Source organism: Paraburkholderia sp. CNPSo 3076, assembly GCF_026343935.1.
GTDB classification, from domain to species: Bacteria; Pseudomonadota; Gammaproteobacteria; order Burkholderiales; family Burkholderiaceae; genus Paraburkholderia; species Paraburkholderia nodosa.
The window spans coordinates 105,360-119,587 of record NZ_JAPMAL010000007.1; the positions used below are offsets into that span (position 1 = coordinate 105,360).

Consider the following 14,228-nt stretch of genomic DNA (forward strand, 5'->3'; position numbering starts at 1 on the left):
CAATAGCAGGTAGTTAGCGCAATGGCAGTCAATCCTGGCGGCGCGGCGGGTCCCGCGATTTTCGCGCTGCTCGACGACGGCGACTCGACGGCGATTAGCCGCTCGAGCCGCCTCTATACGGGGTTCGTGCGTGAGCTTGCATGCGAGCGCGCGGCGGATCTCGACGCGGTGTGCGCGCAAGTGAATGCCGAACTGGGCAAGGGACTTCACGCGCTCGTGATCGGCGACTACGAGTTCGGGCGCACGCTCGAATTCGCAAAGCGCGACACGGCCTCATCCATCGAAACGCAGCACGGCCACGCCGCGCTGCGTTTTTTATTGTTCGAACGCTGCGAAAAGCGCTCGCGCGAGCAAACTGATGCGTGGCTCGCGGCGCAGGAGGGCCGTGAAGCGCCTGCGCCAGCCGGTGTGGCGGGCGTGACGATCGGTGTCGATCGCGAGCGCTTCGAGCAGGACATCGCCGCCGTGCAGGACGCCTTGCGCGCGGGCGACTCGTATCAGATCAACTACACCTACCGGCTCGGCTTCGAGGCGTACGGTTCGCCGCTCGCGCTCTACAGGCGCTTGCGCGAGCGTCAGCGCGTGCGTTACGGCGCGCTGATTGCGTTGCCGGGCGACCGCTGGGTGCTCTCGTGCTCGCCGGAGCTGTTCGTGGAGAAGCGCGGCAAAACGTTGCGTGCGAAACCGATGAAGGGCACGGCCGCACGTTCCGACGATGCAGAGCAGGACGCCGCCGCCGCGCGTTTTCTCGCGAACGATCCGAAGAACCGCGCAGAAAACGTGATGATCGTCGACTTGCTGCGCAACGACCTCTCGCGCGTCGCGCAAACCGGCTCGGTGCGCGTACCGGCGCTCTTCAGCGTGGAGCCTTACCGTTCCGTCTGGCAGATGACCTCGACCGTCGAAGCGACGCTGCGCGAAGGCACGACCTTCGCCGCCGCCATGCGCGCGCTCTTTCCGTGCGGCTCGATCACGGGCGCGCCCAAGCACCGGACAATGGAGCTCATCGAAGCGCTCGAGCATGCGCCGCGCGGGCTTTACACGGGCACGATAGGCTGGCTCGAAGCGCCCACGGCGGGCGAGGCCTGCGGCGACTTTTGCCTCTCGGTCGTGATCCGCACGTTGACGCTCGATGCGCCCTCGAGGGGCGCGGGCGCCACGCGCCGCGGTGAAATGGGCGTGGGCGCGGGCATCGTGCTCGACAGCGTGGCCGCCGACGAATACGAGGAGTGCCGCTTGAAAGCCCGTTTTCTGACCGATGCCGACCCGGGTGTCGAATGCTTCGAAACGATGTACGCGACGCGCGCTGACGGTGTGCGCCACGCGGAGCGTCACCTCGCGCGGCTCGCGGCGAGCGCGGCGTGGCTCGGTTTCCCGTGCGACGTTCAAGCGTTGCGAGCACGCATCGACGAAACTTGCGCCACGTTTGCGGACGATAATGCGCCACACCGTGTGCGCCTCGCGCTCGGCAAGAGCGGGGCAGCGACGATTACCAGCGCACTGCTTGCGCCGCTCGCGCACGACGCCGTGGGCGTGCTGCTCGCGCCGGATCACGGCTTTGCGCCGGTCGAATCCGCCGACGCGCTGTTGCTGCGCAAAACCACGCGCCGCGCCAATTTCGATCGCGCATGGCGCGAGGCCGAAGCGCTGGGCGGCTTCGACATGCTGTTCTTCAACGAGCGGGCCGAACTGACCGAAGGCGGCCGCTCGAACGTGTTCGTGAAGCTCGACGGCAAGTGGTTCACGCCGCCGCTCGCCTCGGGCGTGCTGCCGGGCGTGATGCGCGGCGTGCTGCTCGACGACGAAGCGTTCGGCGCACAGGAGCGCGTACTCACGCGCGACGACGTGCTCGACGCCGAAGCCTTGATGCTCACGAACGCGCTGCGCGGCGCAGTGCCGGCGCGCCTGATTCGATGAGATTACGGTCGTAGCGCATCACAAAAACAAAGCGCGCTCCAGACAGAGCGCGCTTTTTTCATCCTGCGAAGCAAAGCTGCCGGATCAGAACACGTGCTCGGGCCCCGGGAACGTGCCTTCCTTCACGGCCTGCACATACGTGCGCACGGCCGATTCGATATCGGGCTGCCCCGTCATGAAGTCCTTCACGAAGCGCGGCCGCTTGCCGGGGAAAATGCCGAGCATGTCGTGCAGCACGAGCACCTGGCCCGAGCAGTCCACGCCAGCGCCGATGCCGATGGTCGGAATGCGCAACTGCTTCGTGACTTCCGCGCCGAGCGCCGCGGGCACGGCCTCGATCACCACGAGCTGCGCGCCCGCGTCCTGCAGCGCCAGCGCGTCGCGAATCATCTGCGTGGCGGCCGCATCGCTCTTGCCCTGCACCTTGAAGCCGCCGAACGCATGCACCGACTGCGGCGTGAGACCGATGTGCGCACACACGGGCACGGCGCGCTCCACCAGCATCTTCACCGTGGGCGCGAGCCATTCGCCGCCCTCGATCTTTACCATCTGCGCGCCGGCGCGCATGAGCTTCACCGAGTTCGCGAACGCATCTTCGGGCGTGCCGAAGGTGCCGAACGGCAGATCGGCGATGATCAGCGCCCTGGTTTGCGCGCGCGCCACGCACGCCGTGTGATACGCGATGTCGTCGATGGTGACGGGCAGCGTCGTGGTGTGCCCCTGGAGCACGTTGCCGAGCGAGTCGCCGATCAGCACCGTATCGACGCCCGCGCGATCGCACAGCGCCGAAAAGCTCGCGTCATAGCACGTCAGCATCGCGATGCGTTCGCCTGCATCGCGCATGGCCTGGAGTTTGGGCACGGTGACCGCGCTGCGGCTCGTTTCCTGCAGGTAAGTCATGGGGAAATCCGTTGGGAAAGGGAAAAACGAAGAGGGGCTGCGCCGCTTGATCGTTCGATCGCACCGATGAGGCGGTTATAGCGACGTGCCCTTGACGAAGGATTCCTTGCGGCCGCGCATCGTCTCGATACGTTCGGCGACGAGCGCGAGGTCCGCATCGGAACCTGGCAGATCCAGATGCTCCGCGCCGACGGTGAGCACCGGCGCATGATCGTAATGATAGAAAAAATCGTTGTAGCTGTCGCAGAGCGCTCGCAGGAATGCACTTGAGATAGGCAGCTCGCGCGGCAATCCCCGCTTCTGGATGCGCGCGTACAGCGCCTCGGGGCTCGCCTGCAGATAGACCACGAGGTCGGGCGCGGGCGCGGACGAGGTCAGACGCGAGGCGAGCGCTCGGTAGAGCGGCAGTTCGTCTTCGGCGAGTGTGAGGCGCGCGAACAGATCGTTGCGTTCGGCAAGGAAATTCGTCACGAGCGGTACGCCTGCTTCGCGGCGCGCCGCCACGTCGCGCGAAAGCTGCTCGCGCTGCAAGGCGATATGCAACTGCGCCGCGAGCGCATGTGACGAGGGCGCGGTGTCGCGATACACGCGCTCAAGAAACGGATTCTCGGCGTTCGATTCGAACAGCGTCTGCATCGACCAGCGTTCGGCGAGACGCGTGGCGAGCGTGGTCTTGCCCGCGCCGATCGGCCCTTCGATCACGATGTACTGGAGCGCGGCTGGCCGCGTGGCGCGCGCGCTGACGACGGGCAGGGGTGTCGTGCTCATCGGCAGTTGCCGGAGGGCGGCGTGTCTGGCGCGGGGGCCGCGCCCATGCACTGGCACAACGGCTTGACCTTCTCGATGCGCTGGTCGGCCACGGCGGCGAGGAACGCGCTGGCGGGCCCCAGGTCCGGAATCACGAGTTCGGGATCGATCTCGACGAGCGGCACGAGCGCGAACGCGCGACCGGTCATGCGCGGATGCGGCACGACGAGGTCGGTTTCGTCGATCGTGGCGTCGCCGTAAAGCAGGATGTCGATGTCGAGTGTGCGGGGCGCGTTGCGAAAGGGACGCTCCCGGCCGAAGTGATGCTCCACGCGCTGGCACAGCGCGAGCAGCGCGTGAACGTCGAGACTCGTCTCGATCTTCACGACGCAGTTGTAATAGTCGTCGCCGCCCGCGTCGATAGGCGCGGTGCGGTACAGACTCGATTTGGCGACGACGGTGAGGGTGTGCTGTTGTGCCAGGCACACCACCGCGTCTTTGAGGGTCTGGCGCGCATCCCCCAGATTCGCGCCAACTCCCAGCCAGGCAACCGTCATGGCTCCACTTCCTGCGACTTTTGTTGCGGTTCGACACGCGTGCGCCGCGGCTTGCCGCGACGCACGCACGGCGTCAGTCCTCGTGCGGACCGGCGTGCCCGTCATAGTCTGCACTGCTGCTGGCTTCCTGCTCGTCACCGGCTGCGCCGGCTTCCGACTCAGCACCTTCGCCCGTTCTGCGGCTTTTCGCACCGCCGCGGCGGCGGCGCTTGCGCGGCGCGCGTTCCTTGCCGCCCTGCGCGAGAAGGCCCTCGCGCGCGGCAATGTCGCCGGAAATGAAGTCGGTCCACCATTGGCCGACCTCGGCGTCCAGCTCGCCCGATTCGCAGCGCAGCAGGAGGAAATCATACCCCGCTCTAAATCTTTGGTGTTCCAGCAGCTTGATCGCGCCGCGGCCACGTTTTTCGAGGCGCTGCTGCAGGCCCCAGATTTCGCGCATATCCGACGAGAAGCGGCGATGAATCGCGAGCTTTTCCGTTTGCGCGTCGATCACGTCGTCCATCGCGCGATGCAGCGCCGGCACGGGCAATTCACCCTCGGCCGTGTATTGCTGCCAGCGCTGCTGCACGTCGTGCCACAGCAGCGTGGCGAACAGGAAGCCCGGCGAAACCGGCTTGCCCGCGCGCACGCGCGAGTCGGTGTTCGAAAGCGCGAGCGTGATGAAGCGCTCCCCCTGCGGCTGCTCGAGGACCACGTCGAGGAGCGGCAGGAGGCCGTGATGCAGCCCTTCCTTGCGCAGCCACCTGAGGCACTCGAGCGCATGGCCCGAGAGCAGCAGCTTGAGCATCTCGTCGAAAAGACGCGCCGCCGGCACGTTGTTGATGAGGTCCGCGAGCTTCACGATGGGGTCGCGCGTGTGCTCTTCGATCTCGAAGCCGAGCTTCGCCGCGAAACGCACCACGCGCAGCATGCGTACCGGGTCTTCGCGGTAACGCGTGGCCGGGTCGCCGATCATGCGCAACAGGCGCGCGCGCATGTCGGCCATCCCGTTGTGATAATCGAGCACCGTCTGCGTGGCCGGGTCGTAGTACATCGCGTTGATCGTGAAGTCGCGGCGCGTGGCGTCTTCGTGCTGCTCGCCCCAGACGTTGTCGCGCAGCACGCGGCCGCTCGCATCGACGTGGTGCGTCTTGCGGTCGAGTTCGTCGCGGCGCATGCGCTTTGGCGGCGCTGCGGGGGGCGCGGCCTCGGCGGACGGCGCATCGACCAGCGCGCGGAACGTCGAGACTTCGATGATTTCCTGGCCGAACTGCACGTGCACGATCTGGAAGCGCCGGCCGATGATGCGCGCGCGGCGGAACAGCTTCTGCACCTGGTCGGGCGTGGCGTCGGTGGCGACGTCGAAGTCCTTGGGCGCGACGCCGAGCAGCAGGTCGCGCACCGCGCCGCCCACGATGAACGCGCGGAAGCCCGCTTGCTGCAGGCCTTCGGTCACGCGCACGGCGTTGCGCGAGATGAGCGCGGGATTGATGCCGTGGACGTCGGCGGAAAGGATGACGGGCGTGGTCGGGTCGGGCGCGCCAATGCCTGCGCGCGGCTTCGAGGTCTTCTGCGCGCTGGCCGGCTTGCGGCGTGCGCGGGTGCTGCCGGCGACGGCGGCCGCGCCCTCATGCGAGGCCGTGTCCGGATCGGCGGCGGGGGCTTCGGTGTCTTGCGCCGCTTCGGCGTCGTCCTGGCCGAACAGCTTGCGGATGAGTTTCTTGATCACTGGGCTTGGAACAAATCGAGAATGCGCCAGCCCGCTTGTTGCGCGTGAGCGCGCAGGGTGTCGTCGGGGTTGGTGGCGATCGGGTCGGTGACTTTTTCGAGCAGCGGAATGTCGTTGTGCGAGTCGCTATAGAAGTAGCTGTGCTCGAAGTCCGACCAGTGCTTGCCGAGCGAGGCGAGCCATTGCTCGACGCGCACGATCTTGCCTTCGCGGTAGCTCGGCGTGCCCGTCGGGCGGCCGGTGAAGGCCGATGCCGGATGGCCGTCCACGGTCTCGACTTCGCACGCGATCAGCTTGTCGACGCCGAACACCTCGGCGATGGGCGCCGTGATGAATTCGTTGGTCGCCGTGACCACGCAGCAGAGGTCGCCCGCTTCCTTGTGCTTTTTCACGAGCTCGACTGCGCTCGGCAGGATGGTCGGCTTGATCACCTCGTGCATGTACTGGTCGTGCCACTCCGTCAACTGCGCGCGCGAATATTTCGCGAGCGGCGTGAGCATGGCGACGAGGTAGGCATGGATGTCGAGCTTGCCGGCCTTGTAGTCGGCGTAGAAGCGGTCGTTTTGCTGCGCAAAGCGCTCGCCGTCGACAATGCCGAGCTTCACCATGAAGCGGCCCCATTCGTGGTCGCTGTCGGTGGGGATCAAGGTGTGATCGAGGTCAAAAAGTGCAAGGTTAGCCATGGGCGCTCATTTTACTTGAAGCGGGAGACGCCGTTGCCGCAGCCGGCGGGCGGCGTCGGCGCGGCGGGGTCCGCAGGGGATTCGGGGCCAGGAGGCGCGTCGTTCTGGGCGGGCGCTTTGCTGTCTTGAGATTGCGGACTAGCCGACGTATCGGGCGTCGACGGTGCCTGTCCCGGTGTCTCGCCTGCGTTCGCCTCGGGTGTGGCGGTTGCGGCCGGCGGATCGAGATCGCCGCGCAGCTCGCCGCTCATCTCGTTGCTCACGTCGGCTTCGACTTCGCCCTGGAGTTCGGTGCCCAGTTCCTTGTGGACGACGTGACGATATTTGGCCCCCAATTCGCCTTCGACGTTGTCGGTCGGCTTGTCGAAGGGCACGCTCGCCGGTGGGCGCGCCTGCAAGGCCGGTGCTTTCGGCGCCTCGTAGGGCTGGGCGTCGTCGGGCTCGGCGGCGGGGGCTTGCGGCTCGCTGGAGAAGAGCGTTGGCGGTGCCGACGGCTCGTCGGCTTCAGCGGGTGGCGTTTGCGCGGCCGCGTTGCCGCTGGCCTCAGCTTCGTGCGCGTCGCTCGCGTCGTCCGTTTCTGCCGGCTCTTCGCTGGCGAGTTCCTCGTCCGTCGGCAATGCGCTCGCTGCGCTCACCAGATCACCCACGCCATTCGCGAGCATTGCGCGCAACAGCGGCAGCGTCACCGCGCGCTTCTGTTCGAGCGAAAAGCGGTCGAGCGCGTCGAGCAAGGCCATCAGGCTCGGCATGTCGCGCCGGAAATGCGTGAGCAGGTAGGCAGGCACGTCGTCGGCGAGCGCAATGCCGCGCTCGCGCGCCGCGAACTTGAGGATGGCCGCCTTGCCTTCGTCGGAGAGCGGCGCGAGGTGGAACACGAGGCCCCAGCCCAGGCGCGTGCGCAGGTCCTCGCGCACGGCCAGACCCATGGGCGGCGCGTTGCCCGTCGCGACGAGCGCGCAGGCGGGGTAGGAGCGCACCTCGTTGAACAGGTTGAAGAGCGCGATCTGCTGGGCGCCCGAGAGCGAATCGCAGTCGTCCACCGCGTAGATCGTCACGCGCGGATCGAACGTGAACGCCGCCAGCGCGCTTTGCGGCCCCAGATAGCGCACGTGGCCCGGCGGCGCTTCGTCGGCGAGTGCGTGCAGCAGGTGGCTGCGCCCGTTGCCGGGCTCGCCCCAGACATAGAACGTGCGATCGGCGATCGGGCCTGCCATGAGCGCCGCGTCGAGACCGCGCAGGCGCGCGACCAGCTCGGCGTTGGCGCCGATATGGAAGTTGTCGAAGGTCGATGGCGGCGGGGTGCCGAGATCGAGCGTTAACTGTCGCTGCACGGTGTGTCTGGACGGAGTCGGTTCTAGTAAAGCGTGCTCTCGTGAGAATTGCGGAGATCACTGGGCCGCGGCCGCCGCAGCACGATGCCGAGGGCGAGCGCGATCCCGGTCCAGATAACGGCCCGACGCTGGTACGGTGCGAAATGCGGTGTGTTCTGCGGCAAAACTCGGTTTCCGGTTGTGGGGCGCCAAGCGAGGCGCGTTCCAAATCTCGCTCCACCCGCGGCGGCGGGGCGCCGTCAATCGGTTAAAATCGCATTTTACCGACCTTCTGGCGCTTCCCCATGAATCAACCGAAATCCGGCCCCGCTAATCAGGCACAGTCGCAGGACCAAGGCCTCTCCTACCGCGACGCGGGCGTGGACATCGACGCGGGTGACGCGCTCGTCGACCGCATCAAGCCGTTTGCGAAGAAGACCCTGCGCGACGGCGTGATGGGCGGCATCGGCGGATTCGGCGCGCTTTTCGAAGTGCCGAAGAAGTACAAGGAGCCCGTGCTCGTTTCGGGCACCGACGGCGTGGGCACCAAGCTGCGCCTCGCGTTTCATCTGAACAAACACGACACGGTCGGCCAGGATCTCGTCGCGATGAGCGTGAACGACATCCTCGTGCAAGGCGCCGAGCCGCTGTTCTTCCTCGACTACTTCGCCTGCGGCAAGCTGGATGTCGACACGGCGGCCACGGTCGTGAAGGGCATCGCGCAAGGTTGCGAGCTGTCGGGCTGCGCGCTGATCGGCGGTGAAACGGCCGAAATGCCGGGCATGTACCCCGACGGCGAATACGATCTCGCCGGCTTCGCAGTGGGCGCGGTCGAAAAGAGCAAGATCATCGACGGCAGCACGATCGCCCCGGGCGACGTGGTGCTGGGTCTCGCCTCGAGCGGCATCCACTCGAACGGCTTCTCGCTCGTGCGCAAGATCATCGAGCGCGCGCAGCCGGATCTCGCCGCCGACTTCGACGGCCGCTCGCTCGCCGACGCACTGATGGCGCCCACGCGCATCTACGTGAAGCCGCTGCTCAAGCTGATGGAAACCATCACGGTGAAGGGCATGGCGCACATCACGGGCGGCGGCCTCGTCGAGAACATTCCGCGAGTGCTGCGCGAAGGCCTCACGGCTGAACTGGATCACGCGGCATGGCCGCTGCCGCCGCTCTTCACGTGGCTGCAGAAGCACGGCGGCGTGGCCGATGCGGAAATGCACCGCGTGTTCAACTGCGGCATCGGCATGGCCGTGGTCGTGGCGGCGGATCAAGCCGATGCGGCGGCTTCCCTGCTGGCCGCCGCGGGCGAGCAGGTGTGGAAGATCGGCGTGGTGCGCGCAAGCAAGGAAGGCGAAGCGCAGACCGTGGTGGTCTAAGCCTCACGCGTTTCCGCGCAAAAAAATGCCCGCCATCGATTGGCGGGCATTTTTGCTTTTGGCCGCAGCGATTGGCGTTACAGCACCGTGCGCACGTGCCACAGCTCGGGGAACAGCACGATGTCGAGCATCTTGCGCAGATACGGCGCGCCATTCGTGCCGCCGGTGCCCTGCTTGAAGCCGATGATGCGCTCGACCGTCGTCACGTGGCGGAAACGCCATTGACGGAACGCGTCTTCGAGATCGACGAGTTCCTCGGCCATCTCGTACAAATCCCAGTACTCCGAAGGATTGCGGTACACCTCCAGCCACGCCGCCTCGACCGTGGCGTCGTGTTCGGTCGGCTGCGTCCAGTCGCGGTTCAGGCGCTCGGGCGCGATCGCAAAGCCGCGCCGCGCGAGCAGGCGAATCACTTCGTCGTAGAACGAGGGCGCTTCGAGCGTCGCTTTCACCTGCTCGAAAATCTCGGCCCGATGCTCGTGCGGCTTGAGCATCTGCACGTTCTTGTTGCCGAGCAGGAATTCGATCTGCCGGTATTGATACGACTGGAAGCCCGACGAGGCACCCAGATACGGCCGCATGGCCGTGTACTCGGAGGGCGTGAGCGTCGAGAGGACGTTCCACGCCTGCACGAGCTGCTCCATGATGCGCGAGACGCGCGCGAGCTGCTTGAACGCGGGCGGCAGCGCGTCGCGGTGCACGTTGGCGAGCGCCGCGCGCAGCTCGTAGAGCGCGAGCTTCATCCACAGCTCGCTCGTTTGATGCTGCACGATGAACAGCATCTCGTTGTGATCGGGCGAGAGCGGATGCTGCGCGCCCAGCACGGCGTCGAGCGCGAGGTAGTCGCCATAGCTCATCGACTTCGAGAAGTCGAGCTGCGCGTCGTGCCAGCCTTCGCCTTGTGCCTCAGGCGCTTGCGCAGCCGGCGCGGGCGCGGCAGCACCGTGTCCGAACGGGCAGCCGCCACGTGCGGCGCCGTGGGTCTCACTCGCGGTTTCACCCGCGTCGGGCATACCCGGGACTTGCATGTGATCGTTCATCTGCCGCTCCTCAGGTCACCGCGCCGCGCTCGGCGAATTCGGGCTTGCGCCAGGACGCGGTGGCGAGCACGTCGCGCAGCGTTTCCACGGCGTCCCACACGTCGACGTAACGCAGATACAGTGGCGTGAAGCCGAAGCGCAGCACGCGCGGCTCGCGATAGTCGCCGATCACGCCGCGCGCGATCAACGCCTGCATCACCTCATAGCCGTGCGGATGCTCGAAGCTCACGTGCGAGCCGCGCTCTGTATGCCCGCGCGGCGTGACGAGCGCGAGGCCATATTCCTTGCAGCGCGTCTCGACCAGTTCGATGAAGAGGTCGGTGAGCGCGAGCGACTTGCGGCGGATCGCCTGCATGTCGGTTTGGAGGAATACGTCGAGACCGCATTCGACGAGCGCCATCGACACGATCGGCTGCGTGCCGCAGAGAAAACGGCCGATGCCGTTGTCCGGACGATAGACAGGGTTCATCTCGAACGGCGACTTGTGGCCCCACCAGCCCGAGAGCGGCTGCGAGAACGCATCCTGGTGGCGCTTGGGCACCCACACGAAGCCGGGCGAGCCGGGGCCGCCGTTCAGATATTTATACGTGCAGCCCACGGCGTAGTCGGCGTTCGCGCCGTTCAGGTCGACCGGCACGGCGCCCGCCGAATGTGCGAGATCCCACAGCGCGAGCGCGCCCTGCGCGTGAATATGTTCGGTGAGCGCGCGCATGTCGTGCATCTCGCCCGTGCGGTAGTTCACGTGCGTGATCATCGCGACGGCCACGTCTTCGCGGATCGCGGCGCGCAGTTCGGCGGGATCGTCGACGAGGCGCAGCTCGTAGCCGCGGTCGAGTTGCTCGATCAGCCCTTGCGCGATGTACAGGTCGCTCGGAAAGTTCGAGCGCTCCGAGACGATCACGCGGCGCTTCGGGTCGCGCGCGTTCTGCACGCGCAGCGCGGCGGAAAGCGCCTTGAAGAGATTGATCGAGATGGTGTCGGTGACGACGACTTCGTCGTCGGCCGCGCCGATCAGCTTCGCGAGCTTGTTGCCCAGACGCTTGGGCATGGCGAACCAGCCCGCCGTGTTCCAGCTGCGAATGAGGCCTTCGCCCCATTCGCCGCCGATCACGGCCTGCGCGCGCGCGGCCGAGGCCGAGGGCGGCACGCCGAGCGAGTTGCCGTCGAGATAAATGGTGCCGGCGGCGAGCGTGAATTGCTCGCGCAGGGCGGCGAGCGGATCGGCGCGATCGGCTGCCAGGGCTTCGTTGCGGTCGTTCATGTCTAACGTTTCGTCGTTTGGCGGATTGAGTGGGATTCAGTTGGCGGCGGCGGAAGGCAACTCGCGCAGCACGGCGCGCACGGGGCTGGCGTCGAGCGTCGAGAACTTCAGCGGCAGGGCGATGAGTTCGTAGTCGCCGGGCGCGACGGTGTCGAGCACGATGCCTTCGAGGATCGCCATGCCATGTGCGCGGATGCGGTGATGCGCGTCCATCGTCTTCGATTCCTGCGGGTCGAGCGAGGGCGTGTCGATGCCGATGAGACGCACGCCGTGCGCGGCGAGCAAATCGATCGTTGCCGGCGCGACGGCGCAAAACTTGCTGTCCCAGTGGTCCTGTGGCGCGTGCGCGTAGGTGCGCAGCAGCACGCGCGGCGGGATGTCAGGCAATGCGCCTTCCACGTGTTCGGGCAGCACGAGCGGCGCGGCGCCCACGCAATGAATCACGCGGCACGCGCCGATATACGTGTCGAGCGGCACCTCGCCTATCGGCGCGCCTTCGGCGTCGTAGTGCAGCGGGGCGTCGGTGTGCGCGCCGGTGTGCGGCGAGAGCGTTACGCGTGCGACGTTGACCGGCGAGCCCGCCTCCATGCGCCACACGCGCTCGACGCCAACGGGCGTATCGCCGGGCCAGACGGGCGTCTCGGGGTGAATCGACGGGGAAATGTCTTTGATCTGTGTCATGTCAACGGCGCCTTGCATCTACGTTGTCTCCTGTCGGCCGCACTTGGCGCTTTAGCTGTCGACCAGAGTTCGCGCTTTAGCGCGTTACTCCGGTCCCATGCAGAGCGCTTAGTGCGGCCCCATGCAGAGCTGATGCTTCGAATGATAGGCAACTCCCCGCGAAATGTGCTTGCGAAAAAAACGCCGCAAACTTCGGTTGTTGGCACATAATTTGTCTTAAGACGGGAATGGAGACCAAATATGAACGCAATCTCGCTTGATGCTACCGATTGCCGTATTCTCGCCGTGCTGCAAAATGAGGGGCGGATCAGCAATCTCGATCTGGCGGAGCGCATTTCGCTTTCGCCATCGGCGTGCCTGCGCCGTTTGCGGCTGCTCGAGGAGCAGGGCGTGGTGGAGCGCTACCGCGCGAGTCTGAATCGGGAGCTTCTCGGCTTCGAGATGGAGGCGTTCGTGCAGGTGTCGATGCGCAACGACCAGGAGAGCTGGCACGAACGCTTCGTCACGGCGCTGCGCGACTGGCCGGAGGTGGTGGGGGCGTACGTGGTGACGGGCGAGACGCACTACCTGCTGCGCGTGCTCGCGCACAACCTCAAGCACTACTCGGACTTCGTGCTCAACAAGCTGTACAAGGCGCCGGGCGTCATGGACATCCGCTCGAACATCGTGCTCACGACGCTCAAGGTGGAAGTGGGTGTGCCCGTGGACCTGATCGCGCAGCGCGAGCCGAAGAGCGCGCCGGCATAAACGGGAGCGGCGGAGCGCGCGCCCCGCCGTATCAGAGCGACTGGAGCTGGTGGAACGCGCCGCCGTGGAACACGAGCGGCGAAGCGTCCGTGCCGTCCGTGCCGTCCTCGCGCACGCCGCAGCGTTCCACTTCCCCGACGAAAATCACGTGATCGCCTTCGTCGTAGCGGCTGCGGTTGTGGCACTCGAACCACGCGATCGCGCCGTCGAGCACGGGCATGCCGGTGTCGCCGGCCGCGTGCGAGACGCCCTCGAAACGGTCGCCCTTCACGGTCGCAAAGCGCTTGCACAGGTCGAGCTGCGACGCGGCGAGCACATTGATCACATAATGGCTGTTCGAGCGGAACACGGGCATGGACGCCGAGCGCGTGGCGAGGCTCCACAGCACGAGCGGCGGATTGAGCGAGACCGAGTTGAACGAACTGGCCGTGATGCCGATGAGCGTGCCGTCGGGCGCGCGCGTCGTGATCACGGTCACGCCGGTGGCGAACTGGCCAAGCGCGCGGCGGAATGCGCCGTCGTCGAAATTGGGCGGGCTGGGGCGGCGGATCATCGGTGCAGGCCTTCACGGGCCGCGCGCGCGGCGGCGAGAGCAGAAATCGGGATCAACGTCATGTGGAAAATCGGCGAATTGTCACAATTTTAGCGGAAGCGGCGGATGGCGGGTCGCGCGGGGCGCCGCGCAGTGGTGTCCGGCGTGCGGTCCGCGATGGCGTCCGCAGTCACGATCAAAGGAGCGAACAGCATGAGTCAGACAGTCGAAACGGCCACCCTGGGCGGCGGATGCTTCTGGTGCCTGGAGGCGGTGTATCTGCGCGTGGAGGGTGTGAGTGCGGTGGAGTCGGGCTACGCGGGCGGCCACGTGGCGAACCCGAGCTACGAGCAGGTTTGCGACGGCGACACCGGCCACGCCGAGGTCGTGAAGGTGGAGTTCGACCCCGCGCAAATCACGTATCGCGAGATTCTCGACATCTTTTTCGCGATTCACGATCCCACGCAGCTGAACCGCCAGGGTAACGACGTGGGCACGCAGTACCGCTCTGCGATCTTCACGCACTCCGAGGCGCAGCGCGAGACGGCCGACCAGGCGATTCGCGAGCTGGCCGCCGAAGGCGTGTACGACGGCAAGATCGTCACCCAGGTGCTGCCGCTCGACGGCAACTACTTCCCCGCCGAGGCGTATCACCAGAACTACTTCGCGCAGCACCCGAACCAGGGCTATTGCTCGTTCGTGGTGGCGCCGAAGGTCGCGAAGTTCCGCCAGAAGTTCGCGCACCGGCTCAAGGCTGAATAAGTTC

At 66.4% G+C, this 14,228-nt stretch carries 13 protein-coding genes and 1 pseudogene; 4 read left to right on the forward strand and 10 right to left on the reverse strand.

What is annotated here, in order from left to right; translation table 11 throughout:
• Positions 1-21: 21 nt before the first annotated feature.
• Entirely contained in the window at positions 22-1,917 is a 1,896-nt protein-coding gene (pabB, locus tag M3A49_RS10145) for an aminodeoxychorismate synthase component I (protein WP_266228565.1), read from the forward strand.
• An 84-nt stretch (positions 1,918-2,001) separates the two neighbouring features.
• Here pabB and panB read toward each other — a convergent pair whose 3' ends face one another.
• The 6 genes and pseudogenes from panB to hda all read right to left on the reverse strand — a co-directional run.
• On the reverse strand, positions 2,002-2,817 hold the full coding sequence (gene panB, locus M3A49_RS10150; protein WP_254352380.1) for a 3-methyl-2-oxobutanoate hydroxymethyltransferase: 816 nt from the start codon (positions 2,815-2,817) through the stop codon (positions 2,002-2,004).
• A gap of 75 nt (positions 2,818-2,892) precedes the next feature.
• Complete coding sequence (locus M3A49_RS10155) at positions 2,893-3,585, reverse strand: deoxynucleoside kinase (protein ID WP_266228566.1); 693 nt, start codon at positions 3,583-3,585, stop codon at positions 2,893-2,895.
• Positions 3,582-4,121, reverse strand: a complete 540-nt coding sequence (folK, locus tag M3A49_RS10160) for a 2-amino-4-hydroxy-6-hydroxymethyldihydropteridine diphosphokinase (RefSeq protein WP_266228567.1) — start codon at positions 4,119-4,121, stop codon at positions 3,582-3,584. Before folK ends, M3A49_RS10155 begins: the two co-directional genes overlap by 4 nt.
• Before the next feature lie 73 nt (positions 4,122-4,194).
• Positions 4,195-5,829, reverse strand: coding sequence for a polynucleotide adenylyltransferase PcnB (gene pcnB, locus M3A49_RS10165; RefSeq protein WP_254352377.1), 1,635 nt, complete (start codon positions 5,827-5,829; stop codon positions 4,195-4,197).
• Entirely contained in the window at positions 5,826-6,512 is a 687-nt protein-coding gene (locus M3A49_RS10170) for an HAD family hydrolase (RefSeq protein WP_254352376.1), read from the reverse strand. Before M3A49_RS10170 ends, pcnB begins: the two co-directional genes overlap by 4 nt.
• 653 nt (positions 6,513-7,165) lie before the next feature.
• Positions 7,166-7,843 (reverse strand): annotated as a pseudogene (hda, locus tag M3A49_RS10175) (DnaA regulatory inactivator Hda); the annotation flags it as partial.
• A gap of 284 nt (positions 7,844-8,127) precedes the next feature.
• Between hda and purM the strand changes: the two are divergent.
• Positions 8,128-9,201, forward strand: coding sequence for a phosphoribosylformylglycinamidine cyclo-ligase (purM, locus tag M3A49_RS10180; protein WP_254335411.1), 1,074 nt, complete (start codon positions 8,128-8,130; stop codon positions 9,199-9,201).
• Positions 9,202-9,278: 77 nt separating this feature from the next.
• On the opposite strand, the gene kynA is transcribed toward purM, so the two are convergent.
• The 3 genes from kynA to kynB are packed head-to-tail and all read right to left on the reverse strand — an operon-like array spanning position 9,279 to position 12,183.
• A complete protein-coding gene (gene kynA / locus M3A49_RS10185; protein ID WP_266228568.1) occupies positions 9,279-10,241 on the reverse strand; it encodes a tryptophan 2,3-dioxygenase in 963 nt (320 codons plus the stop codon).
• Positions 10,242-10,251: 10 nt separating this feature from the next.
• Positions 10,252-11,502 carry a kynureninase gene (gene kynU, locus M3A49_RS10190; protein WP_266228569.1) on the reverse strand — a complete coding sequence of 417 codons (1,251 nt, stop codon included), beginning with the start codon at positions 11,500-11,502 and terminating at the stop codon, positions 10,252-10,254.
• Positions 11,503-11,538: 36 nt separating this feature from the next.
• A complete protein-coding gene (kynB, locus tag M3A49_RS10195) occupies positions 11,539-12,183 on the reverse strand; it encodes an arylformamidase (protein WP_254352372.1) in 645 nt (214 codons plus the stop codon).
• Between the two features lie 240 nt (positions 12,184-12,423).
• Here kynB and M3A49_RS10200 point away from each other — a divergent pair, with 240 nt between their 5' ends.
• Positions 12,424-12,930 (forward strand): Lrp/AsnC family transcriptional regulator, encoded by a 507-nt coding sequence (locus tag M3A49_RS10200; RefSeq protein WP_254352371.1) that lies wholly within the window; start codon positions 12,424-12,426, stop codon positions 12,928-12,930.
• Between the two features lie 31 nt (positions 12,931-12,961).
• On the opposite strand, the gene M3A49_RS10205 is transcribed toward M3A49_RS10200, so the two are convergent.
• Positions 12,962-13,480 carry a flavin reductase family protein gene (locus M3A49_RS10205; RefSeq protein ID WP_266228673.1) on the reverse strand — a complete coding sequence of 173 codons (519 nt, stop codon included), beginning with the start codon at positions 13,478-13,480 and terminating at the stop codon, positions 12,962-12,964.
• A gap of 195 nt (positions 13,481-13,675) precedes the next feature.
• Between M3A49_RS10205 and msrA the strand changes: the two genes are divergently transcribed.
• On the forward strand, positions 13,676-14,224 hold the full coding sequence (gene msrA / locus M3A49_RS10210; RefSeq protein WP_266228570.1) for a peptide-methionine (S)-S-oxide reductase MsrA: 549 nt from the start codon (positions 13,676-13,678) through the stop codon (positions 14,222-14,224).
• Positions 14,225-14,228 lie beyond the last annotated feature (4 nt).

Excerpts from the sequence above, each read along its gene's own strand:
- panB (WP_254352380.1), bottom strand. The coding sequence starts at position 2,817 with ATGACTTACCTGCAGGAAACGAGCCGCAGCGCGGTCACCGTGCCCAAA.
- pabB (WP_266228565.1), top strand. The coding sequence starts at position 22 with ATGGCAGTCAATCCTGGCGGCGCGGCGGGTCCCGCGATTTTCGCGCTG.
- M3A49_RS10155 (WP_266228566.1), bottom strand. The coding sequence starts at position 3,585 with ATGAGCACGACACCCCTGCCCGTCGTCAGCGCGCGCGCCACGCGGCCA.
- M3A49_RS10170 (WP_254352376.1), bottom strand. The coding sequence starts at position 6,512 with ATGGCTAACCTTGCACTTTTTGACCTCGATCACACCTTGATCCCCACC.
- purM (WP_254335411.1), top strand. The coding sequence starts at position 8,128 with ATGAATCAACCGAAATCCGGCCCCGCTAATCAGGCACAGTCGCAGGAC.
- kynU (WP_266228569.1), bottom strand. The coding sequence starts at position 11,502 with ATGAACGACCGCAACGAAGCCCTGGCAGCCGATCGCGCCGATCCGCTC.
- M3A49_RS10200 (WP_254352371.1), top strand. The coding sequence starts at position 12,424 with ATGAACGCAATCTCGCTTGATGCTACCGATTGCCGTATTCTCGCCGTG.
- kynB (WP_254352372.1), bottom strand. The coding sequence starts at position 12,183 with ATGACACAGATCAAAGACATTTCCCCGTCGATTCACCCCGAGACGCCC.
- folK (WP_266228567.1), bottom strand. The coding sequence starts at position 4,121 with ATGACGGTTGCCTGGCTGGGAGTTGGCGCGAATCTGGGGGATGCGCGC.
- kynA (WP_266228568.1), bottom strand. The coding sequence starts at position 10,241 with ATGAACGATCACATGCAAGTCCCGGGTATGCCCGACGCGGGTGAAACC.
- msrA (WP_266228570.1), top strand. The coding sequence starts at position 13,676 with ATGAGTCAGACAGTCGAAACGGCCACCCTGGGCGGCGGATGCTTCTGG.